The organism is Mycobacterium simiae (assembly GCF_008370645.1).
Lineage (GTDB): Bacteria > Actinomycetota > Actinomycetes > Mycobacteriales > Mycobacteriaceae > Mycobacterium > Mycobacterium simiae_A.
The window spans coordinates 1-22,943 of record NZ_VTZN01000052.1 but is presented as its reverse complement, the minus strand read 5'-3'; the positions used below and the strand labels follow the sequence as shown (position 1 = coordinate 22,943).

General features: G+C 64.3%; 24 protein-coding genes and 3 pseudogenes. 19 read left to right on the top strand and 8 right to left on the bottom strand.

The features are described from left to right. Complete coding sequence (locus F0Q45_RS10850; RefSeq protein ID WP_149653959.1) at positions 1 to 780, bottom strand: lysophospholipid acyltransferase family protein; 780 nt, start codon at positions 778 to 780, stop codon at positions 1 to 3. A gap of 67 nt (positions 781 to 847) precedes the next feature. Between F0Q45_RS10850 and F0Q45_RS10845 the strand changes: the two genes are divergently transcribed. The 3 genes from F0Q45_RS10845 to F0Q45_RS10835 all read left to right on the top strand — a co-directional run bounded on the left by F0Q45_RS10845 (position 848) and on the right by F0Q45_RS10835 (position 3,558). Continuing rightward, positions 848 to 1,585 (top strand): phosphotransferase, encoded by a 738-nt coding sequence (locus F0Q45_RS10845; protein WP_149653958.1) that lies wholly within the window; start codon positions 848 to 850, stop codon positions 1,583 to 1,585. 81 nt (positions 1,586 to 1,666) lie between these two features. Further along, entirely contained in the window at positions 1,667 to 3,217 is a 1,551-nt protein-coding gene (locus F0Q45_RS10840) for an MBL fold metallo-hydrolase (RefSeq protein ID WP_149653957.1), read from the top strand. Then, positions 3,214 to 3,558: a hypothetical protein gene (locus F0Q45_RS10835; RefSeq protein WP_149653956.1), complete on the top strand. Its 345-nt coding sequence runs from the start codon at positions 3,214 to 3,216 to the stop codon at positions 3,556 to 3,558. Before F0Q45_RS10840 ends, F0Q45_RS10835 begins: the two co-directional genes overlap by 4 nt. 134 nt (positions 3,559 to 3,692) lie before the next feature. Here the strand turns inward: F0Q45_RS10835 and serS are convergent, their stop codons facing one another. Further along, positions 3,693 to 4,946, bottom strand: a complete 1,254-nt coding sequence (gene serS, locus F0Q45_RS10830; RefSeq protein ID WP_149653955.1) for a serine--tRNA ligase — start codon at positions 4,944 to 4,946, stop codon at positions 3,693 to 3,695. A gap of 119 nt (positions 4,947 to 5,065) precedes the next feature. On the opposite strand from serS, the gene F0Q45_RS10825 reads away from it, so the two are divergent. Then, the gene (locus tag F0Q45_RS10825) at positions 5,066 to 6,418 is read left to right on the top strand and encodes a septum formation family protein (protein WP_149653954.1); all 1,353 of its coding nucleotides are present in this window, start codon (positions 5,066 to 5,068) and stop codon (positions 6,416 to 6,418) included. A 4-nt stretch (positions 6,419 to 6,422) separates the two neighbouring features. Next, positions 6,423 to 6,773, top strand: a complete 351-nt coding sequence (locus F0Q45_RS10820; protein WP_149653953.1) for a metallopeptidase family protein — start codon at positions 6,423 to 6,425, stop codon at positions 6,771 to 6,773. A 260-nt stretch (positions 6,774 to 7,033) separates the two neighbouring features. Here the strand turns inward: F0Q45_RS10820 and F0Q45_RS10810 are convergent, their stop codons facing one another. Both F0Q45_RS10810 and pheA read right to left on the bottom strand, forming a co-directional pair. Then, positions 7,034 to 7,723: a histidine phosphatase family protein gene (locus tag F0Q45_RS10810; RefSeq protein WP_149653951.1), complete on the bottom strand. Its 690-nt coding sequence runs from the start codon at positions 7,721 to 7,723 to the stop codon at positions 7,034 to 7,036. Beyond that, a complete protein-coding gene (gene pheA / locus F0Q45_RS10805; protein ID WP_149653950.1) occupies positions 7,720 to 8,670 on the bottom strand; it encodes a prephenate dehydratase in 951 nt (316 codons plus the stop codon). The genes F0Q45_RS10810 and pheA overlap by 4 nt, the downstream gene beginning before the upstream one ends. A gap of 91 nt (positions 8,671 to 8,761) precedes the next feature. On the opposite strand from pheA, the gene F0Q45_RS10800 reads away from it, so the two are divergent. The 3 genes from F0Q45_RS10800 (at position 8,762) to F0Q45_RS10790 (ending at position 11,560) form a co-directional block, all read left to right on the top strand. Further along, complete coding sequence (locus tag F0Q45_RS10800; RefSeq protein WP_149653966.1) at positions 8,762 to 9,577, top strand: DUF2470 domain-containing protein; 816 nt, start codon at positions 8,762 to 8,764, stop codon at positions 9,575 to 9,577. A gap of 38 nt (positions 9,578 to 9,615) precedes the next feature. Beyond that, entirely contained in the window at positions 9,616 to 10,851 is a 1,236-nt protein-coding gene (locus F0Q45_RS10795; RefSeq protein ID WP_149653949.1) for an LCP family protein, read from the top strand. A 163-nt stretch (positions 10,852 to 11,014) separates the two neighbouring features. Beyond that, positions 11,015 to 11,560 carry a ferritin gene (locus F0Q45_RS10790; protein WP_149653948.1) on the top strand — a complete coding sequence of 182 codons (546 nt, stop codon included), beginning with the start codon at positions 11,015 to 11,017 and terminating at the stop codon, positions 11,558 to 11,560. A 16-nt stretch (positions 11,561 to 11,576) separates the two neighbouring features. On the opposite strand, the gene F0Q45_RS10785 is transcribed toward F0Q45_RS10790, so the two are convergent. After that, positions 11,577 to 12,398, bottom strand: a complete 822-nt coding sequence (locus tag F0Q45_RS10785; RefSeq protein ID WP_149653947.1) for a glycerophosphodiester phosphodiesterase — start codon at positions 12,396 to 12,398, stop codon at positions 11,577 to 11,579. A gap of 5 nt (positions 12,399 to 12,403) precedes the next feature. Further along, positions 12,404 to 13,450 carry a DUF4328 domain-containing protein gene (locus F0Q45_RS10780; protein WP_149653946.1) on the bottom strand — a complete coding sequence of 349 codons (1,047 nt, stop codon included), beginning with the start codon at positions 13,448 to 13,450 and terminating at the stop codon, positions 12,404 to 12,406. A 493-nt stretch (positions 13,451 to 13,943) separates the two neighbouring features. On the opposite strand from F0Q45_RS10780, the gene F0Q45_RS27600 reads away from it, so the two are divergent. The 9 genes and pseudogenes from F0Q45_RS27600 to rraA all read left to right on the top strand — a co-directional run bounded on the left by F0Q45_RS27600 (position 13,944) and on the right by rraA (position 19,541). Beyond that, a complete protein-coding gene (locus F0Q45_RS27600; protein ID WP_188112870.1) occupies positions 13,944 to 14,099 on the top strand; it encodes a hypothetical protein in 156 nt (51 codons plus the stop codon). Positions 14,100 to 14,247: 148 nt separating this feature from the next. Beyond that, complete coding sequence (locus F0Q45_RS10775; protein WP_149653945.1) at positions 14,248 to 14,871, top strand: superoxide dismutase; 624 nt, start codon at positions 14,248 to 14,250, stop codon at positions 14,869 to 14,871. A gap of 201 nt (positions 14,872 to 15,072) precedes the next feature. Continuing rightward, positions 15,073 to 15,606 (top strand): peptidase, encoded by a 534-nt coding sequence (locus tag F0Q45_RS10770; RefSeq protein WP_149653944.1) that lies wholly within the window; start codon positions 15,073 to 15,075, stop codon positions 15,604 to 15,606. Positions 15,607 to 15,857: 251 nt separating this feature from the next. Then, a pseudogene (locus F0Q45_RS10765) lies at positions 15,858 to 16,529 on the top strand (TMEM165/GDT1 family protein); the annotation flags it as partial. A 494-nt stretch (positions 16,530 to 17,023) separates the two neighbouring features. Further along, positions 17,024 to 17,422 carry a transcriptional regulator gene (locus F0Q45_RS10760; protein ID WP_149653942.1) on the top strand — a complete coding sequence of 133 codons (399 nt, stop codon included), beginning with the start codon at positions 17,024 to 17,026 and terminating at the stop codon, positions 17,420 to 17,422. A gap of 114 nt (positions 17,423 to 17,536) precedes the next feature. Then, complete coding sequence (locus F0Q45_RS10755) at positions 17,537 to 18,193, top strand: DUF6474 family protein (protein WP_149653941.1); 657 nt, start codon at positions 17,537 to 17,539, stop codon at positions 18,191 to 18,193. Between the two features lie 12 nt (positions 18,194 to 18,205). Further along, a complete protein-coding gene (locus tag F0Q45_RS10750) occupies positions 18,206 to 18,505 on the top strand; it encodes a hypothetical protein (RefSeq protein ID WP_149653940.1) in 300 nt (99 codons plus the stop codon). A 121-nt stretch (positions 18,506 to 18,626) separates the two neighbouring features. Continuing rightward, the gene (locus F0Q45_RS10745) at positions 18,627 to 19,055 is read left to right on the top strand and encodes an Rv3852 family protein (RefSeq protein WP_149653939.1); all 429 of its coding nucleotides are present in this window, start codon (positions 18,627 to 18,629) and stop codon (positions 19,053 to 19,055) included. A gap of 3 nt (positions 19,056 to 19,058) precedes the next feature. Beyond that, positions 19,059 to 19,541: a ribonuclease E activity regulator RraA gene (gene rraA / locus F0Q45_RS10740; protein ID WP_149653938.1), complete on the top strand. Its 483-nt coding sequence runs from the start codon at positions 19,059 to 19,061 to the stop codon at positions 19,539 to 19,541. Between the two features lie 6 nt (positions 19,542 to 19,547). Here rraA and F0Q45_RS10735 read toward each other — a convergent pair whose 3' ends face one another. Next, the gene (locus F0Q45_RS10735) at positions 19,548 to 21,017 is read right to left on the bottom strand and encodes a flavin-containing monooxygenase (RefSeq protein WP_149653937.1); all 1,470 of its coding nucleotides are present in this window, start codon (positions 21,015 to 21,017) and stop codon (positions 19,548 to 19,550) included. A 76-nt stretch (positions 21,018 to 21,093) separates the two neighbouring features. Here F0Q45_RS10735 and F0Q45_RS10730 point away from each other — a divergent pair, with 76 nt between their 5' ends. Together F0Q45_RS10730 and F0Q45_RS10725 are read left to right on the top strand one after the other, a co-directional pair. After that, positions 21,094 to 21,741: a TetR/AcrR family transcriptional regulator gene (locus F0Q45_RS10730; RefSeq protein WP_149653936.1), complete on the top strand. Its 648-nt coding sequence runs from the start codon at positions 21,094 to 21,096 to the stop codon at positions 21,739 to 21,741. Positions 21,742 to 21,772: 31 nt separating this feature from the next. After that, a pseudogene (locus tag F0Q45_RS10725) lies at positions 21,773 to 22,755 on the top strand (Y-family DNA polymerase). On the opposite strand, the pseudogene F0Q45_RS10720 reads toward F0Q45_RS10725, so the two are convergent. Continuing rightward, positions 22,744 to 22,943, bottom strand: a pseudogene (locus tag F0Q45_RS10720) (PHP domain-containing protein); the annotation flags it as partial. The pseudogenes F0Q45_RS10725 and F0Q45_RS10720 overlap by 12 nt on opposite strands.

The following is a 22,943-nucleotide window of genomic DNA, read 5'->3' as shown; positions in this document are numbered from 1 at the left end:
TCACTGCTCCGGTGCTCCGGCGGGATGGGCGCGTTGAGCGCGACGAGCCGCCTTCTCCGCCGCGTCTTGCGCGTCCAGTTGCGCCGCCTCAGCAAGCGATGGCGCTCCGCCACCCAATCGACGCGGCACCCAAAACTCCCCGGCGGGGTGCGGTCCGTACAGTTCCTGTGCCCGCTCCAACAGATGTTGCATCCGCGAGTGCAGCAGGTTGCTCAGCTCGGCGGTGGCCAGAGTTGGCTCGATCGGTTCGCCGACGACCACCACGATCCGTACTTTCGGGCGAGCCAGCTTCTTGGGGTGGCCTTTGGTCCAGATCCGTTGCGCGCCCCACACGATGTGGGGAACGATCGGCACCCCGGCCTCAACCGCCATCCGTGCGGCACCCGACTTGAACTGTTTGATCTCAAAACTACGGCTGATCGTGGCTTCGGGATAAACGCCGACCAGCTCACCCGCCTTCAGCATCTGGACCGCCGCCTCATAGGACGCGGCCCCGTCCTGTCGATCTACCGGAATGTGCCGAAGGCGACGCATGATCGGGCCGGTGATCTTGTGGTCGAACACCTCTTGCTTGGCCATGAACCGGACTTTCCGCCCGAGACCCTGTTGATAGGCCGGCAGACCCGCGAAGGTGAAGTCCAGGTATCCGGTGTGGTTTATCGCAATGACCGCGCCGCCGTAGGCCGGTACGTTCTCCTTGCCATGGACGGTGATCCGGAGACCCTGAATGCGCCAGGTCAAGCGGGCAAGCTGGATGATCGTCCCGTAAACCGGTTCCACAGCTGTCCAGCCTAGTGCTACCGGCTGACCGCCCGAAGCGGATAAGAGAGGCGTCCTTTACTTTCCCATGTCCTTTCCAACGCCAGCCCCCGCCGCGCCCGCGGTCGTCCACCGGTTTGCCGACGGCCGATCCGTACACCCCATCTGGATCAACGAGCTGGGTGGTATCACCTTTCGGGTCGGCCCCGGCGCCGAGTTCATCAAGGTAGCTGCGGCAGGCACGGTCGACTTCGCTGACGAAGCGCGGCGACTGCACTGGGCTGCCCAGTACACACCGGTGCCGCCGGTATTGGGTTTCGGAGTCGACGAAAACTGGGCATGGCTGCGCACCGGCGGGCTGGCCGGTGTGTCGGCGGTGCACCCCCGCTGGCTGGCCACACCGAATGTGGCGGTACGGGCAATCGGTGTGGGATTGCGCACGCTGCACGACCGGTTCCCGGTGGCGTCTTGCCCGTTCGACTGGTCCGCCGCCCGCCGGCTGGCCCCACTTCCCCCCGGCCGGCGAGCAGAACTTGGCGAACCGCCGCCGATCGATCGGCTGGTGGTCTGTCATGGCGACGCGTGCTCGCCCAACACCTTGATCGCCGAGGACGGCCGGTGTTGTGGGCACGTTGACCTCGGCGCATTGGGCATCGCGGATCGGTGGGCCGATCTGGCCGTAGCAACGCTGTCGCTGAGCTGGAACTATCCCGACTACGCAGGCTCGGACGCAGAATTCTTCGCCGCCTACGGCGTCGAACCAGACCCGCAGCGCCTCGACTACTACCGACGGCTGTGGCAGGCCGAAGATGGTGGGTCAGGCTAAGCTCGATCCTGCGTTTCGCGCCGAGTAGGTGCGATCGGTGGATCTTTCTGAACGGCAGGGAAACGGCCGGGAAGGGTACTCGTGCAGGTCACAAGTGTCGGCCATGCCGGCTTTCACATCCAGACTCAGTCGGGCAGCATCTTGTGCGATCCGTGGGTCAATCCCGCCTACTTCGCTTCGTGGTTCCCCTTCCCGGATAACAGCACGCTGGACTGGAGTGCGCTAGGCGACTGCGACTATCTGTACATCTCGCACCTGCACAAGGACCACTTCGATGCAGAGAACCTGCGCATGCACGTCAACAAGGACGCGGTCGTGCTGCTACCGGACTTTCCCGTGCCCGACCTGCGAAACGAACTGCAGAAGTTAGGATTCCACCGCTTCTTCGAAACCACCGACTCGGTCAAGCATCGGCTCAGCGGACGTAACGGTGAGCTCGACATCATGATCATTGCGCTGCGGGCCCCGGCCGACGGCCCGATCGGCGACTCGGCGCTGGTGATTTCGGATGGTAAGACAACGGCTTTCAACATGAACGATGCCCGCCCGGTCGATCTGGACGTGCTGGCCAGCTCCTTCGGCCCCGTTGACGTACATATGCTGCAGTACTCGGGCGCGATCTGGTATCCGATGGTCTACGACATGCCGGCACGCGCCAAGGAAGCTTTCGGCGTCCAGAAGCGGCAACGCGGTATGGACCGCGCCCGCCTGTACATCGCCCAGGTCGGGGCTACCTGGGTGGTGCCATCAGCCGGACCGCCGTGCTTCCTAGATGCTGAGCTGCGCCGCCTCAACGACGACGGCAGCGACCCGGCCAACATATTCCCCGACCAGATGGTATTTCTCGATCATATACAAGCCCACGGTCACGACGGCGGCCTGCTGATGATTCCCGGCTCGGTCGCGGATTTCACTGGCGCGAAGCTGAATTCGCTAAGCCATCCGGTGCCTGTCGAAGCGGTCGAAGCCATCTTTACCAGCGGCAAGTCACAATACATCGACGATTACGCCAAACGGATGGCGCCGGTGATCGCCGCCGCCCGGGCCAGCTGGGCCCCGGCGAACGGCGAGCCGCTGCTAGAGCCGCTGCGTGCGCTGTTCGAGCCGATCATGATGCAAAGCGACCAGATCTGCGACGGCATCGGGTACCCAGTAGAACTGGTCTTAGGTCCAGAAACCGTGGTGTTGGACTTCCCCAAACGGACGGTGCGGGAACCGATTCCCGGTGAGAAGATGCGCTACGGGTTTGCGATCCAACCCGAGTTGGTGCGCACCGTGTTGCGCGATCAGGAACCGGACTGGGTTAACACCATTTTCTTGTCCACCCGGTTCCGGGCATGGCGCGTCGGCGGGTACAACGAGTACCTGTACACATTCTTCAAGTGCCTCACTGACGAACGGATCACCTACGCCGACGGCTGGTTCGCGGAGACTCACGACGACTCCGCGTCGATCGCACTGGATGGCTGGGAGATTCAGCGCCGCTGCCCTCACCTCAAAGCCGACCTCTCGAAATTCGGTGCGGTAGAGGGCAATACACTGACTTGCAACCTACACGGATGGCAGTGGTGCTTGGACGACGGCCGTTGCCTAACCACCCGAGGCCACCAGTTGCGGAGCTCACGACTGTGATGCTGTTTTACGACGACGGGGTGATTCAGTTGGACAGCGCCGCACTTACGTTGCGCCGCTACCATTTTCCATCCGGCACCGCGAAGGTCATTCCGCTAAGCCAGATCCGTGGCTACCAGGCCGAATCGCTCGGGCTGTTCACGGCACGGTTCAACATCTGGGGCAGCCCGGACCTTCGCCGTTGGCTGCCGCTGGACGCGTACCGGCCGCTGAAATCCACGTTGATCACGCTTGACGTACCAGGCACCTGGCCGCGTCCGGCATGCACGCCGGCGCGCCCTGCAGATTTCACCGCACTGCTCGACGAGTTGCTCGGAAAGCGCACCATTCGCCGAACGTGAGGCTAGTGCGAATTTTCGCGCAAAATCTCGCGCTGAGAGCACGCTCGGTGAATCGCTAGGCCGGAGCTAGACACCATCGAGCGGCAGCATCGGCACAAGCTGGCCCGCCAGAACGTCCACGAAAAGGCCGGCGCCTAGGGCTCGAGCACCTCGGTACCCACGAACGGGACCAATGCTGCGGGCACCCGCACGCTGCCATCGGCCTGCTGGTGGTTCTCTAGAATCGCCACCAGCCAGCGGGTGGTGCCCAGTGTTCCGTTAAGCGTGGCCGCGATCTGCGGCTTGCCGTGGGCATCCCGGTAGCGCGTCGCCAATCGGCGCGCCTGGAACGTGGTGCAGTTCGACGTCGAAGTCAGCTCGCGATAGCTGCCCTGGGTCGGAACCCAGGCCTCGCAGTCGAACTTGCGGGCAGCCGAGGAGCCGAGATCCCCCGCGGCCACGTCGATCACCCGGTAGGGCACCTCGATCAGCGCCAGCAGTTCGCGCTGCCAGCTCAGCAGCCGTTGGTGTTCGGCCTCGGCGTCGGCGGGCTCGCAATAGACGAAACCCTCGACCTTGTCGAACTGGTGCACGCGGATGATGCCGTGGGTGTCCTTGCCGTAGCTGCCGGCCTCGCGCCGGAAGCACGACGACCAGCCTGCATAGCGCAACGGCCCGGCGGACAGGTCCAGGATCTCGCTGGCGTGGTAGCCGGCCAGCGGCACCTCCGAGGTGCCCACCAGATAGAGGTCGTCGACTTCCAACCGGTACACTTCCTCGGCGTGGGCGCCCAGAAATCCGGTGCCCGACATCACCTCCGGGCGCACCAGAACCGGCGGGATCATCGGGATGAAGCCGTTGTCGATAGCCAGCTTCAGGGCCAGCTGCAGCAACCCTAATTGCAGCAGCGCCCCCCGGCCGGTCAGGAAGTAGAACCGGGAACCGGATACCTTCGCCCCGCGCTGCATGTCGATGAGACCCAGCGACTCGCCCAGTTTCAGGTGGTCTTTGGGGTTTTCCAATTGCGGGGGCGCGCCGACGACGTCGAGGACCCGGTAGTCGGCCTCGCCGCCGGCGGGAACGCCGTCCAAAATCACATTGGGGATCGCCGTGTGGGCAGCGATCAACGCCGTTTCGGTTGCGGCCTGAGTCGCTTCGGCGGCCTTGACCTGCTCGGCGAGATCCTTCGCGCGCTGCAGGAGTTCTGGGCGCTGCTGCGCCGACGCGCTGCGCACGCCTTTGCTGGTGGCTTTCTGTTCGGCGCGCAGCGAATCGGCTGCCGCGATCGCGCTTCGGCGTGCGGCATCGGCCGTTAGCAGCGCGTCAACCAGCGCCGGGTCTTCGCCACGGCTGAGTTGGGAGCGGCGTACGGCATCAGGGTCTTCCCGGAGCAACTTCAGGTCGATCACGGCCGCAACACTACTTTCGACTGCGCAACCGGATAACGTCAGCTGGCCACGGATCGGCGCGGATCTCACATCCGCAACATTGGTCACGCTGCCGCGCTGGTGCTGTCAGAATGGAGCCGATGTTGGAAGCGCCAGAGGAAAATCCTGCGCCGGCCGGCGATCCAGCGGGGGCACCGGACGGACCGGCGAAACTGCCGCCGGCCGGATTTCGTTGGCCGCGCGGTTTGCAGGCATCCGCGACCAGGCGGGCGCTGCTGCTCACCGCTCTGGGTGCCCTGCTCATCGCCGGGCTGATCACCGCGCTCCCTACCGTGGTCACCGGGCCGGGCCGGCTGGCTGGCTACCTAGCCAACAACCCGGTGCCCAGCACCGGCGCCAAGACCAACACCGCATTCAACCGCGCCACCAGCGGCGACTGCCTGAACTGGCCCGATGGCACACCGGAGGCGGCAACCATCGTCAGCTGTGCCGACGACCACCGATTCGAAGTGGCAGAGTCCATCGACATGCGCACGTTCCCCGGTTCGGAATATGGACCCAACGCTGCTCCCCCGTCGCCCGCGCGTATTCAGCAGATCAGCCAGGAGCAGTGCGAGGCCGCTGTACACCGCTACCTGGGCACCAAGTTTGATCCCAACAGCAAGTTCACCATTAGCATGCTCTGGTCGGGCGACCGCGCGTGGCGTCAGGCCGGCGAGCGCCGCATGTTGTGCGGCCTGCAATTGCCGGGCCCAGACAACCACCAGACGGCGTTCAAAGGCAAGGTCGCCGACATCGACCAATCCAAGGTCTGGCCGGCCGGCACCTGCCTGGGCATCGACTCGGCTACCAACCAACCGGTAGATGTTCCGGTCGACTGCGCCGCGCCGCACGCGATGGAGGTCACCGGCACGGTCAACCTGGCCGAGAAGTTCCCCAACGCCTTGCCCTCCGAACCTGAACAGGATGCGTTTATCAAAGACGCCTGCACTCGGATGACGGACGCCTACCTCGCCCCTATCAAGCTACGCACCACCACGTTGACACTGATCTACCCGACGCTGTCGCTGCCCAGTTGGTCAGCGGGCAGCCGCGAGGTTGCGTGCAGCATCGGCGCGACGCTGGGCAACGGAGGCTGGGCAACGTTGGTCAACAGCGCCAAGGGATCGCTGCTGATCAACGGTCAGCCGCCGATAGTGCCCCCCGACATTCCGGAGGAGCGGCTGAGCCTGCCGCCGCTCCCGGTTCAGCTGCCGAGCGCGCAGCCCGCCGCTCCGGTGCAGCAAATTCCGACCACTCCGCCCGGCAATCAGCACCTTCCCAACCAACAGCCGGTGGTGACACCTTCGCGCGCGCCGGCCTTTCCGGCTACCCAAGCGCCGGCTACCCAAGCGCCGGCTACGGCCAGCCAGGCACCTGCAGCGACACAGCCACCTCCGGCCGACGGTGGCGCGCCGGCGCCGGCACCGGCCGAGCCCGCACCCGAGGGTTAGCCCGGTGGCTGTGCGGATGGACCCGCAACGCTTCGACGAACTTGTTTCCGACGCACTCGACCTGATACCGCCCGAACTGGCGACCGCCATGGACAACGTCGTGGTATTGGTCGCCGACCGCCATCCGCACGACGACGACTTATTGGGATTGTATGAAGGGGTGGCGCTGACCGAGCGCGACTCCGACTACGGCGGAGCGTTGCCGGACGCCATCACGATCTACCGCGACGCACTGCTGGATGTCTGCGAGTCCGCCGACGAGGTCGTCGAGCAGGTGGCGATCACAGTAATCCACGAGGTCGCCCATCACTTCGGCATCGACGATGCCCGGCTGGATGAACTGGGTTGGGGCTGACCAATCCGATCTGCCCCGATCAGGCGCGGCAGCGCGGATTTGTCTGTGCCCGGTGCTAAGAACGATCTATGAGCACACGCTGCCGCGATTGTCAGGCGGGCCTATTTCACTGCCACGGCACCATCATTCGCCACTCTCGTGGCCGGGCCCAATGCACCGAAGCCGACTGCGATTGCCCAGAGATCGTAGTGCACACGTTCGTCATCGATTGCCATGCGGTTGGCTGTACATGCGCTGACTCAGTTGTCGCAGTGGCGGGGTCAGCCCATCGGGTCGGTGCCTGACGTCAGCGCGTCGGCGACTGGAGTGGCTGGGCCTTCAGGGCAGAACGGCGGCGTACGAGTTCCCCACCGCACACAGCTCCATCGACCGTCGGTGATGGGCGAGAGCACCACCGATTCTGCATTGGCCAAATGGTTGTCTAGCACAAAATCGGCGTCTACTCCGGCCAGCACCGCCGAGGCCAGCCGGATCGCTGCGCCATGGCTGACGACAATGATGTCACCGTTGAAATTTTCGTCGTCCAGATACCGCAGCCTCAGTTCGGTGAGCACCGGTAGGTAACGGTCCAAGACGTCGTGGGCGGACTCGCCACCGGGCAGTGGCACGCGCAGCTCGCCGCGATGCCAGCGGTCGTAGATGGTGTTGAATTCGGCGACGGCCTCGTCGTCGTTACGGTTCTCTAGCTCGCCGACCTGTACCTCGTGCACACCCTCGAGCTCAAGGGGCGACAAGCCGAGTTCTGCCGCGATCACCGCAGCAGTCTCCGCGGCCCGGACGGCCACCGAGTGGCCAAGCATGGCCGGCCGGACGAAGCCGCCGAGCGCGAACGCTCGGGCTTGTTCCCGGCCCAGCGGCGTCAACGCTGTTCCTGGCGGCCGAGTGTCCAATCGGCGTTCGACATTGCCGTGCGACTGCCCGTGCCGCAATAGCACCAGACGACCGCTCATCGCCCTGGCTCCTGACTTGACTCGAATTGGCCTTGCCTGAGCTGAGCCAGCCACGTCGATGCTGCGTCTGGTGGGGGCGGCTCTGCACCACCCGCCTGGCCGCACGGCCAGGAGCCCAGGTATCGCACATCGGCACAGCGACGGCGCAGCGCCTTGAGAGCCTCGGCCACGGCGTGGTCGTCGATGTGGCCGAGGCAGTCCACGAAAAACATGTAGGTGCCAAGCTCCGTGCGGGTAGGCCGGGATTCGATCCGGGTGAGATCAATGCCGCGCATACCGAATTCGGTCAGCGCCTGCACCAGCGCCCCCGGCACGTTGTCGATACGCAACACCGCTGAGGTGCGATCGACTCCGGTGCGAGCCGGCGGTCGTGCCGGCCGGCCGATAAGGACAAAACGGGTGCGGGCACTGGACTCGTCGACGACACCGTCGGCCATGGACTCTAGCGCCCAGTGAGCGGCGGCCAACGGCGAGGTCACGGCGGCGTCGACCTGGCCGTCGGCCACCTGCCGTGCCGCGTCGGCATTCGAGTAGGCCGGACACACCTCGACGCCGGGCAAATGCGCGGTGAGCCACTGCCGCACCTGTGCCGCCGCCACCGGGAAAGCGGCCACGGTGCGCACGTCTGCAACGTTGCAGCCGGGGCGCACAACGATGCTGAACGACACATCGAGCGTCGTCTCGGCAAAAACTTGCAGGGGCGACCCGTTGGCCAGGCTGTCCAAGGTGGGCGCCAGCGACCCGTCGATCGAATTCTCCATCGGCACACAGGCGAAATCCGCGACGCCGGTCCGAACGGCATCCAGCGCGGCAGGACTGCTCTCGACTGGCAGCCGCTGCACCGTGGTGTCCAGATCGTGGCCGGGCACCAGGCCGGCCGACATTATCTGAAGCAGAGCCGCCTCAGTAAACGTCCCTTCCGGGCCGAGGTAAGCCATGCAGACCACGCTCACAACAGTAGCGGCGCGCCGAGCCGTTCCCCCTTGCAACGCCCGGTATCCTAAGTTAACTTAGGCTTACCTAACTGAAGGGGTGGTGATCTTGTCTACCACTAGCCCAATACCGACGACTGCCGAACGCATTCGCAGCGCCTGTGCGCGGGCCGGTGGCGCCCTGTTGGCGGTGGAACGTGACGAACCGCTAGTCACACCGCTACACCACTTGATGCACGACGGATCCTTTGCCGTGGCGCTTCCCGCCGACCAAGCCGGCAGAGTCGGCGCGGCCAGTTACGGGGCCGGCGCCGGGTCGCAGGCATTGCTCGAGCTCACCGACTATGCGCCGTTGCCAGTCCGGGAACCGGTCCGATCGCTGGTCTGGGCCCGAGGCCGACTCCACTGCGTCGCACCGGAATTAGTTACTACGCTGCTCGACGGCATCGCCGCCGAAAACCCGCAACCGGCGCTGTTGCAAGTCCAAACACCCAGATCTGGTCCGTTTGACGGAACGGAGACCCGCTACACGCTGCTGCGGCTGCAGATTGAATCGGTGGTTGTGACCGACGCCTTCGGCGCCGAGCCCGTCGCTGTCGCGGACCTGCTGGCGGCCCGACCCGACCCCTTCTGCGAGATCGAATCGTCATTGCTGTGGCACCTAACCACCACCCACGACGACGTGATCGCCCGGTTGGTATCCCGGCTGCCGGCCCAGCTGCGCCGCGGCCAGGTCCGTCCACTTGGCCTGGACCGTTACGGCGTGCGATTTCGTGTCGAAGACAGCGACGGCGACCGTGACGTCCGGCTGCCTTTCCGCAAGCCGGTGGACGACATGACCGCGCTAGGTCAGGCCATCCGGGTGTTGATGGGTTGCCCGTTCGTCAACGGTCTGCACGCTAGGCCACACCGCACCCCGTAGCGCGCGCCCGGACGAGTTCAGCCACGTACGTTGTCCAGATGAGCGGCGATCGGCCATCGCAGGCACCCGAATTCCGACGGACTCAACCGTCCTTGCCGCTTCAGCCAGCTCGGCCGGAGCCTTCGCCGGTCATCCGGCGGGTAAACCTCCCGCCACAGTCTGCGGCCGAGCCAGCGCGACACCAAGCGACACCGGCGCCAGCCACCGGCAATCCGCCAGTTCCCGCAGGTCGACCGCCGCAACGCGGGCGTGCCCGAGCCATGCCGCCTAGGCGGCCTAGACCACTCAAGCGGCGTCGCAGCAGAGTCAAGCGGCGATGGATCAGGGTTGTAGCACTATGGGCGCTGATCGGTGTTTTGCTCACCAGCGCGGCGATTCTGGGCGAGGCCCTGTGGCTGGACACTTCGTTGCGCCGCGATCCGGTTCTCAGCGGCTACGTCGATCGCCCGGGAGGCGGCCGCGGCATCAACTGGCTACTCGTCGGCTCGGATAGCCGTCAGGGCCTCACTGCTGAGCAGCAGCAGGACCTGGCGACGGGTGGAGATATCGGGACCGGGCGCACCGACACCATCATGTTGGTTCACGTGCCGAGCTTCTGGTCGAGCGCCGCGCCAACTTTGGTGTCGATACCGCGAGACTCGTATGTTCAGATCCCCGGTCACGGTCGGGACAAGATCAACGCAGCGTTCGTGATGGGCGGGGCGCCATTGCTGGTGCAGACGGTTGAGCAGGCCACCGGATTGCGCGTCGACCATTACGCCGAGGTTGGTTTCCGCGGATTCGCCGACGTGGTCGACGCACTCGGCGGAGTCACCTTATGCCCGGCCGAGCCGATCAGCGATCCGTTGGCCGGTATCAACCTGCCGGCGGGCTGTCAGCAGCTGAACGGCCCAAGCGCACTGGGATTCGTCAGGTCCCGCGCCACACCGCGAGCCGATTTGGACCGGATGCTCAATCAACGGCAATTCATGGCAGCGTTGCTGCACCGCGCCGCAACACCCGCGGTATGGCTCAACCCCTGGCGCTGGTACACGGTGCCGGACGCCGTGGCCGGAGCCTTGACCGTCGACCAGGCCACCCATGTTGTCGACCTTGGCCGCCTCGGGTGGGCACTCCACCAGCGCAACACCGCACTGACTGTCCCGATCGGCGAGTTCACCGATAACGCGGTGGGCTCGGTGGTGGTGTGGGACCACGACGCAGCGGCCGAGCTGTTCGATGCGCTGGCTTCGGACGCTCCAGTGCCGGTCGCGGTGTTCGGCGGGCACCCATAGCAACACAATTTGGCCTTTTGGATAAACTCGGCAACGTTTCATAGGCTTGCTTTACTTAGGCAAAGCTGACCAGAGTTTGTCCGTAGGACAATTTAGGAAAAGCTTTCCTCACTAAGTCAAGCCTTCGTTGCATACCCGATTCTACCTGCACTAGCCTGGTTTCATGACTGATTATGACGGACACAAGACTAAATTCCATGCGTTGACGCAGGAACAAATCTTCAACGAATTCACCACCGCTCAACAATATATTGCGATTGCGGTGTATTTCGACAGCGAGGACTTGCCTCAATTGGCGAAGCATTTCTATGGTCAAGCCGTCGAAGAGCGCAACCACGCGATGATGCTGGTGCAGCATTTGCTGGACCGTGGCCTCCGCGTCGAGATCCCCGGAGCCGACCCGGCGCGAAACCAGTTCGACAAACCGCGAGATGCGCTGGCGCTGGCGCTCGATCAAGAGCGCGCAGTGACCGACCAGGTCAGCCGGCTCTCCGCGGTGGCCCGCGACGAGGGCGACTTACTCGGCGCGCAGTTCATGCAGTGGTTCCTGCAAGAGCAGGTCGAAGAGATGTCGCTGATGTCGACCCTATTGCGGATTGCCGACCGGGCCGGATCCAACCTGTTCGAGCTGGAAAACTTCGTCGCCCGAGAGGTGGGCCGAGCGCCGTCCGCCGCAGGGGCGCCGCGCGTTGCCGGCGGCAGCCTCTAAACCCTCGGCGCGCCAACTAGCCGCTGGCGGGTCCGCGCCCGTTCTGCAGCCATGCCTTGGTGCGGGCGGGGTGGTGGGTAGCCATCCACGCCACCCCCACCTCACGGCAAAAGTCGATGTCGGCGTACTCGTCAACGTTCCAGCAATAGACCGCCCGGCCTTGGGCGGCGGCGCGGTCGACCAGTTGCGGATAGTCCTTCAACGCCGGCAGCGAGGGCCCCACCGCGGTAGCGCCCACCGCGGTGGGCGCGCCGCTGGCGAGGTATCGACCAGTCTTACCGAGCAGCACGGTCGGCAGCAGCGGCGCGGCCCGGCGGATCCGCCAGACCGCGGCCGCCGAAAACGACATCACCACCGCTCGTGATCGGTCGGCTGAGGCCGGAGCGGCGATCCCGAAGCGGTGCAACAGCGCCAGCACCTTGCTTTCAACCAACGAGCCGTATCGAACGGGGTGCTTGGTCTCGATGAAGATCTTCACCGGTCGGTTCCAGTCCAACACCAGCGCGACGAGTGCGTCCAGGGTCAGCAGGCTGGTATCGCCGTGAGTGCCGTCGGGACGCCAGCTTTCGTGCCAGGCCCCGTACTCCAACTCGCGCAGTTGGGCCAGCGTCATCGTGCTTACCAAGCCCACTCCGGTCGAGGTCCGATCCAGACGACGGTCATGCACACAAACGAGGTGGCCATCGCGGGTGAGCCGGACGTCACATTCCACGCCGTCGGCGCCCTCCCGGAGGGCCAGGTCGTAGGCAGCCAGCGTGTGTTCCGGTCGAGCGGCAGAAGCTCCACGGTGGGCAACCACGAAGGGATGCCCGGCGATCACCTCGTCGGCCCAGGTCATGCCCATTATGCTGCCGGCTCCTGCCCTTCCAACTCAACCGCACCGCCAGATGCCGGCGCGGCGGACCGGTTTGGGCTATCTGGAAGCACCACCCACCGGTGGGCGGGCCGCTCGACCGGTTTGCGCTCGAAGCCCTCGAAGACTCGCATCACGGTCGCCAGGGTGGCCGCCGCCAATGCATAGGCCACGACCGTCATGACTGTGTTGTTGGCGATACCCTGCGCGTCGCTCGCAAAGCCGGTGGCGATAGCGAAAATCGCCACCGCGTTGCTCAGCACCCATATGATCCACCACACGGCTATCGGCCGCTGAAGCCGCTGGTATTGACCTTCGACCAGCGCCAGTTCGATGACGAACACCGGAGCCCAGACCAGGTTGGCCAGCGGTAGCAGACATCCGGCCCACAGCTGCGGCGCCGATCGGTGCTCAGGCCAGCCGTGGTGTGTGAAAGCGGCGGCCCGACGAGCAATCAGCCATTGGATCAGTGCGACAAAGCAGAAGGCCATCGCCACGAGCGCGGCCAGACTCGCCAACACCCCCAACCAGAGCGAAGCGCCCGCCACCAAAGAGTTGAGCAACGTGTTGCGGTTGATGATGAGCAGCGCGTAGCGCACCGCATACACCAGCGCAGCCACGGTGAGAACCACGACCGTGCCGAACAGTACGGCGCGCACCGTCGCGGCAGACGGTCCGACTTTCGGCGATGTCTGCACCGCGGCAGGCGCAGGTTGGAGAGCCTGATCCGCCAGGCCCCAACGCGGCATGACCGCGTAGCGGGGCGTGGGTCCGCGAAACCGTCGCCCGGTTCGCGGTGGCGGCGCAGCGCCGGGGCGCACCGCGATCCAACGAAAGCCGGGCGGAAGCCGCGGCGGTACGCGCTGCATCACAGGCGGTCCCGGCAGCTGCGGGCCAGCCGGCGAACGCCACCGCGGATCGCCTGTCGGCGCGCCTACCAGCGGCGCCATCAGAGTCCCACGACAACGCGGACACCACATGCGTTGACGTTCGCGGACGTTCCACCGAGTGCCGCACTGGGAGCACACTTGGATCACCGGTCCAGCCTATCCCCGGTGACGGTGCGGGCCGCCCCCGCAGCCGCAGTGCCGCGAGGGGAGAGCCGGAGCTTTTAGCCCGACCCCCCGACGACGATGGGTATGGCGGAAGTCCTATGATGCCGGCCACCCGGTAGCTCCAGCTACCAATGGCTATCCACAGTTTCCACAGGTTTATCCACAACAGCACGGCGACGCCGCGACAGCATCTATCGGCCAGATTGGGCTGGCACTGTGGATAACAGTGCCCTGTCGGAGACAGGTAGTAGACAGCCCGGAGACGTCCGCGAGCGAAATGCCTTGTCCCACTAAGCAGCAGTAGCATCTGACCCCCACCCTGACGTGACCGGCGAGGGTTGATCACCACCGGCACCCCGCGTAGTCTGCTCTGGCAGAATTTTCAACCTGGGCACCAGGCGTATGATCGCGGACGCGACATTTATTGTGACTCACCTCACTAGCCTGAGGTGACTATGTCGGCGGAAGGCATTTGATGGCGACACATTCCTATGGCCCGGGTTCGACTCCGCAGTCGGCTTCACACTCCGGCTCGCCGGCATGGAACCACGCCTACGTCATAGCGTTCGTGCGCGCCGGCCTCATCGCGCTAGCGCTACTCGGCGTTCTGGCGCTGATCGTGCTGTACTGAATCGCCGCCACCCGCTTGCTATAGAGCTGAACCCAACGGGGGTCATTCTTGCGGCGCGCGCAGTCATGGAGCAGGGTTGACTACGTCAGCCCGCCGCGTGGCGGAACCCACGCGAATGACTCGTCAGACGATCGCAGAAAGGAATGCCGTGGCTGAATACACCTTGCCCGACTTGGACTGGGACTACGGGGCGCTGGAACCGCACATCTCGGGTCAGATCAACGAGCTTCACCACAGTAAGCATCACGCCACCTATGTCAAGGGCGCCAATGACGCCATCGCCAAACTCGCAGAGGCCCGCGCCAAGGAGGATCATTCGACGATCCTGCTGAACGAGAAGAATCTGGCGTTCAACCTCGCCGGTCACGTCAATCACACCATCTGGTGGAAGAACTTGTCTCCCCACGGAGGTGACAAGCCAACCGGCGAACTGGCCGCAGCGATAGAGGACGCGTTCGGGTCGTTCGACAACTTCCGCGCCCAGTTCCACGCAGCCGCCACCACCGTCCAGGGATCGGGGTGGGCGGCCCTGGGTTGGGACACACTCGGCAACCGGCTGCTGATATTCCAGGTCTACGACCACCAGTCAAACTTCCCGCTCGGCATTGTCCCGCTGCTACTGCTCGACATGTGGGAACACGCCTTCTACTTGCAGTACAAGAACGTCAAGGTCGACTTCGCCAAGGCGTTCTGGAATGTCGTCAACTGGGCCGACGTGCAGTCACGCTATGACGCAGCAACGTCGAAAACGTCGGGGCTGATTGCTGGCTAGGTCGAACACCCCTGGTTTGGGCGCCGCGCACCATTGCGCGGCGCCCAAGTCATTAGCCGGGCATTAATGGTTAACGTCGCCACAGCGATGCGGCGCCGACTTGCGGGGCGCCAAAAGCCCGCGCATGCTTGATTATTCGAGCTACCATTGGTCCGAACTACCAGTGCGGTTACTTCGGATGGAGGCGTCGCGGAGGGCGCGATGAATGCTGGGTCAGATCGGCCTATAGGGGTTGCTCCCTTTCATTCTCATGGCGCCCTTAAAGGGTTTGTCATATCTGGGCGGTGGCCCGATTCGACGAAAGAATGGGCACAGCTCTTGATGGTCGCGGTCCGGGTTGCGTCTTTGCCCGGGCTGCTGTCCACCACAACCGTTTTTGGAGCACGTGAAGAATTGCCGGACGAACCCGCGCCCGGGACCGTTGGCCTGGTACTGGCCGAGGGCACGGTGTTCGGCGAATCCGCGATTCAGCCCGGATATTTCGCCGAGCATCAGCCCCCCGCATTGTTGATGTTGCATCCCCCGTCCGAGACGACGCCGTCCTTGCCGGAGTGCACGGGCGCTGCATCGGGCTGCGTGCTGCTGCCCGGGCTGCCCTATCTTGGATTGGAGCACCGGGCGGCCTGGGTGGAAGCAGAAGCCGACGGCACCATCACCTCGATGGTGAGTCGCGTCGGCGTGGACCCGATCAGCCACCCCGATACCGCGATTCTGGCAATGCTGCTTGCGGCATAAGGACTTTCGAAAGACGCAGTTCGAGCCTCAAAGTGAGTAATTACGGCTGTCCGAACTCCGGCGTTGCCCTAGCGCATGCCGATTTCGGCCGCTAGCCTGGGGTCGTTAGCGAAGGGGAGTAGCCCCGAATCGTCGTGTCGACATACTGGTGAAAGCCCGGCCGGCGAACCGTCTGATCCGACGGTGGGCGAGACCTTCGACCGATGGTCGATGACGGCTCGTCATCGACCATGTGTCGAAAGGTCGCCCGCATGCTCGCAGCCACACTGCTAAGCCTCGGAGTCGTCTTCGTTGCCGAACTCGGCGACCGATCCCAGCTTCTCACCATGACCTACGCGTTGCGCTACCGCTGGTGGGTGGTGATCACTGGTGTGGCGATTGCTTCGTTCACAGTGCACGGAGCCTCGGTGGCGATCGGCCATTTTCTTGGTACCACGCTGCCGGCGCGTCCGATGGCTTTCGCGGGGGCTATCGCTTTCCTCTTTTTTGCGATGTGGGTCTGGCGAGAAGGTACAGGTGGCGACAACGGCGCAGCGGCACCCCGGCAGCCCCGGTTTGCGCTGCTTACCGTCGTGTCATCGTTTGCCCTGGCGGAACTTAGCGACAAGACGACGCTGGCGACGGTTACCTTGGCCAGCGACCACGACTGGCTTGGCGTCTGGATCGGCACCACGTTGGGCATGATCTTGGCCGACGGCCTGGCAATCGGCGCGGGGCTGCTGCTACACCAGCGTCTACCTGAACAACTGCTGCAGGTTCTGGCCAGCCTGCTGTTCTTACTGTTCGGATTGTGGATGCTGTTCGACAGCGCTCTCGGGTGGCGCTCGGTCGCCATCGGCGTGACGGCGGCGGTGGGATTGCTGGCGGTGGCCGGCACGACGGCGCAAACTCTTCGGCGACGGCGCACCACGGCTGCCGCCCCCGGGTAGTCACCGCACCTCGGTGCGACGCCGCCTGCGGGCTCCCTTTTCGACCGGATAGCACTGCGGATCCCCTCCGAGCAGATGGCCCACATCCGCGAACCGCACTCTCGGTGCCCTGCCGGGCCCCGACTGGACGCAGACAGCAAAGGAGCTACCGGGCGAGCCTACGTTGTAGGCTAGTTGCCCGGCGGCGAATGCATTTATCTGACAGGACCCGCGTGAAATGATCGCGCGCGATCGCAACGGCACCCAGGCGCGGACCTGAACACGATGTATTCTGCGGATAGCCTGTGAAATCCGGTTATTTTGTGGACACCTCACCCAATCAGTTGGACCCTCATCAAGGGCGCATGGGCTGTCTGGGTTACCCGCGCAGCGGGCAGGCAACCAATCCGCTCAGGTTTGCACTTGGTTGTGGAGATAACTCTCGCTACCATAATCAGCAAATACCTATAGATAACAGTTCGATTTGCAGCCCGGTGGAGGTCATATCGATGAGCGCGACGTTCGCTGCCCGCCTGAACCGTCTGTTTGACACCGTCTATCCACCTGGGCGCGGGCCGCACACGTCCGCGGAGGTGATTGCGGCGCTCAAGGCGGAGGGCGTCACAATGTCGGCTCCATACCTTTCGCAGCTACGCTCCGGCAACCGCACCAACCCGTCATCAGCGACCATGGCCGCCCTCGCCAACTTCTTCCGGATCAAGTCGGCCTACTTCACTGACGACGAGTACTACGCGAAGCTTGACAAGGAGTTGCGATGGCTGGCCGCGATGCGCGACGACGGTGTGCGGCGCATCGCGGAGCGCTCGCACGGGTTGTCTCCCCAGGCGCAGCAGGCGGTCGTGGACCGGATCGATCAACTGCGTCGCGGCGAGCGACTCGACGCGTAAAACGGATTCCTCGCTGCCCTGAAGGCTTGCTCGCTGACCCCCCGGATTAGGGTTGGGCCAGCAATCGCGCACACGCACCGCGATAGTCCACGAGATACCGGGAGGCGGCCGGGAATGGGCCTGTTTCGCAAGCGAAAGAGCCGCGCTACTCGTCGCGCCGAAGCCCGCGCTATCAAGGCCCGCGCCAAGCTAGAAGCCAAGCTGTCGGCCAAGAACGAGGCGCGCCGCATCAAGTCCGCGCAGAAGTCTGCAGACAATGCCCTCAAGGCGCAACTCAGAGCGCAGCGGGAGAGCGACCGCACGGCAATGAAAGCCGCCGAGGCTCAACTCAAGGCAGCGCGGGAGGGTAAATTGCTGTCGCCCACCCGGATCCGCCGGACGCTGACGGTCTCTCGGCTGCTCGCCCCGATACTGACGCCGCTGATATACCGTGCGGCAATCGCCGCCCGCGCGATGATCGATCAGCGTCGCGCCGATCAGCTTGGTGTTCCACTGTCACAGATTGGGCAATTCTCCGGGCACGGCGCACGGCTGTCAGCCCGGATCGCGGGGTCGGAGCAGTCGCTGCGGTTGGTGCAGGAAAAGAAGCCGCGGGACGCCGAGACAAAACAGTTCGTCTCGGCGATCAGTGAACGGCTTGCTGAGTTGTCGGCGGCCATCACCGCAGCGGAAAACATGCCGGCGCAGCGGCGCAAGGCCGCGCACGCCGCGATCTCATCACAGCTCGACGGGATCGAGGCCGACCTGATGGCCCGCCTTGGGCTGACCTGAAGCAGCATGTCAATGAAGCACGTGCGAGTCATTGGGTGGTCAGCGCGATTGCTGGTGGCTCTGACAATCACCGGGATTCTCACGGCACCAGCGGTGGCCGCTGGACCTCAGCGCCTGTCGGCCCACCTCGACAGCTACGTTGTGGTCACGGCCAGCCCAGCCCACCAGCATGCGACCGGCTACCCGGTGCCCTACCGACCTACCGCCGACCGCGACAAACCCGACGATAACGTCCCAACCTGGCCATTTGCCGTCGGCACCATCGCAGCGGTGGCAGCAGGAGCCTGGTGGGCGATGCGGCGTAGGCCCTGATGCGTCGAGACGCACTGGTAGCTGCGTTGGCAAGACCCCGTGTCCTGGCATGATGGGGCCCAAGCGCGTGGCGACTTAGTGAGCAACTAGAGCAACCGTCAAGCTACAAAGGAGCGGCCGCATGGCAGACCCGCAGGATCGACCCAACAGCGAACCCGACGGCACACCGGGACCGCCGGCCAAGAAGCAACCCGCGAAGAAGGCCGCAAAGGCACCCGCCAAGAAAGCACCCGCCAAAAAGGCGCCGGCCAAAAAGGCGCCGGCCAAGAAAGTTCCTGCCAAGAAAACGCCTGCCCAAGCACCTGCAGCCGAGCCCGCCCAGGTGGCCGACCAGTCCGCCAGCCTCCAGCAGCGGGCCAAAGCCAACGGCGAGCTCGCCGCAGCGGCTAAAGACGCTGCAGCGCAAGCGAAGTCGACTGTGGACAGTGCGAACAACCCGCTTTCCCGAGAATTCGAACGTTCGTCGAGCCCCTCCGCTGTTCCGCTCCTGGTCGCCGTCGCGCTAAGCCTGTTAGCCGTGCTGCTGATCCGGCAGTTGCGCCGCCGCTGAATGATGCACAGCGTGCCCTTTCGGCCAACGGCCGATCTCGTCGACGACATCGGACCCGATGCGCGCAGCTGTGACCTCCAGTTTCGCCAGTACGGCGGGCGCGATCAGTGCGCCGGCCCCATCAGCACTGTCCGGTGCTTTGAGGACAATGCGCTGCTGAAATCGGTGCTTTCACAGCCCGGGGACGGACGGGTGCTGGTGGTCGACGGTGCCGGCTCCTTACATTGCGCCCTGATCGGCGACGTCATCGCCGAACTGGCCCGCTCCAACGGCTGGGCTGGGCTGGTCGTCTACGGCGCGGTACGTGACGCCGCCGCGCTACGAGGCATCGAGATCGGCATCAAAGCGCTGGGCACCAATCCCCGAAAGAGCACCAAGACCGGCGCTGGGGAGCGCGATGTCGAAGTTAGCCTCGGCGGTGTGACGTTCGTACCGGGCGACATCGCCTACAGCGATGACGACGGCATTGTCGTCGTCACACCGTAAGAACTCTCAAACTACTACTGCGGCAGGCTGCTTGGTGAAACGTAGCCCCTCATCGTCGATCCTGCCCCGGCGGATCAGGTGAATGTCGCGCAGATAGTTTTGATTGAGACGCCACGGCTTTCGCGAGCCTTGCTTGGGCAATTCATCGATCGAACGCAATACATAGCCGGGGGTGAACTCCATAAACGGCCGTTCCTCGACGTCGGAAGCCGGGTGCTCAACGACTACTGTGTCAAAGCCGTTGGCGTCCATGTAATTAAGCAGACGGCAGACGAACTCTGATACTAGGTCGGCCTTCAGCGTCCAGGAGGCATTGGTGTAGCCAACGGTGTATGCCATGTTGGGGATCCCGGAAAGCATCATGCCCTTGTAGGCCATTGTTTGGGTGAGGTCGACCGGTACGCCGTCGACCGACGCCGTCGCCCCGCCAAACAGCTGTAGGTTCAAACCTGTTGCGGTAACGATGATGTCGGCCGGAAGTTCGCGACCCGAAGTTAGCCGGATTCCGGTCGGGGTGAACCGGTCGATGAGGTCGGTAACGACCTCGACCTGCCCGTGGCGAATGGCGCGGAACAAGTCGCCGTTGGGTACCAGGCAAAGGCGCTGTTCCCAGGGGTTGTAGTGCGGGCCGAAGTGTTTGCGCACGTCGTAGCCTTGGGGCAGTTGGCGTTGAGCCAAACCCAGGAACATTTTCCGCATCCGCAGTGGCCATTTCTGGCAGGCACCGTACACGGCCGCCTGCCGCAGCACGTTTTTCCACCGAACGGCGGTGTAAGCCATGTTCTCCGGTAGCCAGCGGTTGAGCTTCTCGGCAATACCGTCCCGGTCCGGCTGAGAGACGATGTAGGTGGGCGACCGCTGCAGCATCGTGACGTGCTCGGCACCCGAATTCGCCAGCGCCGGAACAAGGGTGACAGCCGTAGCACCGCTGCCGATCACGACGATGTTCTTGCCTTCATAGTCGAGATCTTCCGGCCAGTGTTGCGGATGGATGATCGGGCCGGCGAAATCCGCTGCAGCGACGAACTTTGGCGAGTAGCCCTGCTCATAGTTGTAGTAACCGCTGCACAAGAACAGGAACGAGCAGGTGAGCTCGCTGCAGGTACCCTTGCTCTCGACGGTGAGGGTCCAGCGGTTGTCCACCGTCGACCAATCAGCGCTGGTGACCTTCTGGTTGAGCCGGATGTGCGCATCGATGCCATGCATAGCCGCGGTGCTCTTGACGTAGTCGAGGATCGGTTTGCCATCGGCGATGGCCTGGCGGTCGGTCCACGGCCGGAACCGGAAACCCAGGGTGTGCATGTCGGAGTCGGAGCGAATACCGGGGTATCGAAACAAGTCCCAGGTGCCGCCCATGGCTGAGCGCTTCTCCAGAATGGCGTAGCTCTTGGTTGGGCAGCGGTCCTGCAGGTGCCAGGCCGCACTGACGCCAGAGATACCCGCCCCCACGATGATGACGTCTAGGTGCTCAGTCATGGCGCCACGCTATCAACGCTACGTTGAGTACGTCAACATAGTGTCGAAATCCTCGACGCACGGTAAGCTGCCCGTCGTGACTACTTCAGCGGCCGCTCAGGCATCGCAACATCGCGGTCGACGCACCGCGCGGCCGTCCGGTGACGATCGAGAACTGGCGATCCTCACCACCGCCGAAGCACTGCTGGAAACTCGCCCGCTGGTCGACATCTCGGTCGACGACCTAGCCAAGGGCGCTGGTATCTCGCGTCCGACGTTTTACTTCTATTTCCCGTCCAAGGAAGCGGTCCTGCTGACGCTGCTGGATCGAGTGGTGACAGAGGCCGACACCGCGGTAGCGAATCTCATGGGAAATCTGGACACTGACCGCGAGACCATGTGGCGCACCGGGATCAACGTGTTCTTTGAAACGTTCGGTTCGCATAAAGCAGTTGCCCGAGCCGGTCAGGCTGCCAGAGCAAGCAGCACCGAGGTCCGAGAACTGTGGTCGACGTTCATGCAGAAGTGGATCGCCTACACCGTCGAAGTCATTGAGGCCGAGCGCGGCCGGGGCGCTGCACCGGTCACCTTGCCGGCTCTGGAGCTGGCCACCGCGCTCAATCTGTTGAATGAGCGGACGCTGTTCGCCTCGTTTGCTGCCGAACAGCCCTGTGTTCCGGAAGCGCAGGTGTTGGACACACTGGTGCACATCTGGGTGAGCAGCATCTACGCCGAGGCGCGCTAACGCCGAAGTTGTCTGCCGTGCGTGCGAACATGTGTTCGTGCGGTGCGAGGCGTCCATCCTGCACGCGGACCCGGATTCTTTCTATGCCTCCGTCGAACAGCGCGACAACCCCACGTTGCAGGGGCGCCCGGTGATCGTCGGAACTGGGGTGGTGCTGGCTGCCAGCTACGAAGCCAAGGCCTACGGGGTGCGCGCCGCGATGGGCGGGGCGCAAGCGCGACGGCTGTGTCCTCCGGCTGTGCTGGTGCCGCCGCGAATGTCGGCGTATTCCCAGGCCAGCGCCGCCGTGTTGCAGGTCTTCCGGGACTGCACCCCGTTAGTGGAGCCGCTTTCGGTGGACGAGGCTTTTCTCCAGGTCGCCGGGCTGCATCGAGTCGCTGGCACCCCGCTGCAAATCGCCCAGCGCCTGCGCATCGACGTGCGCGAGCGGGTCGGTTTGCCGATTTCCGTCGGGGTGGCCAGGACGAAGTTCTTGGCCAAAGTGGCCAGCCAAGAAGCTAAGCCTGACGGGCTCCTGCTGGTGCCGCCCGATCAAGAGCTTGCATTCCTGCATCCGCTGCCGGTGCGCCGGCTGTGGGGTGTCGGTGCAGTAACCGCAGGCAAGCTGCATTCCCACGGTATCGACACCGTCGCGCGTTGGCGCGCAATATCGACCGCCGGCGGGTGACCATCGGCGTGCGACGGCGATCCGTGGGCGCGCAACGCGCGCTGGGACGGGCCGGCACCCGGATGTCTGCTGACGAGATCGACGCTGTGGTGGTCTTCCTGATCGACCGGATCACCAGCCGGATGCGCGCCGCCGGACACACCGGTCGCACGGTGGTGCTGCGCTTGCGGTTCGACGATTTCAGCCGTGCCGCCCGGTCACACACGCTGCCGTTTGACGGCGCGCCGCCAGACGTACTTGACCAGGCGGTAGACCAAATACACCGTCGCTTCGGCAAATCCGCGCTGACCCGGGCGGCGTTGCTCGGCCGTGACCAGGGCCTAGAGATGCCACACCTACCGGACTGACACCCACTCCAATAGCCTTTTCGCCGGCCACGTGTTGACAATTCGGTCCGTAGGAACACCCGCATCTAGTGCCCGCTGCGCGCCGTAGCCAAGGAAGTCGAGCTGGCCGGGCGCATGCGCGTCGGTGTCGATACTGAAGACGCAGCCGATCTCCACAGCGAGGTTCAGCAGACGGCTCGGGGGATCCC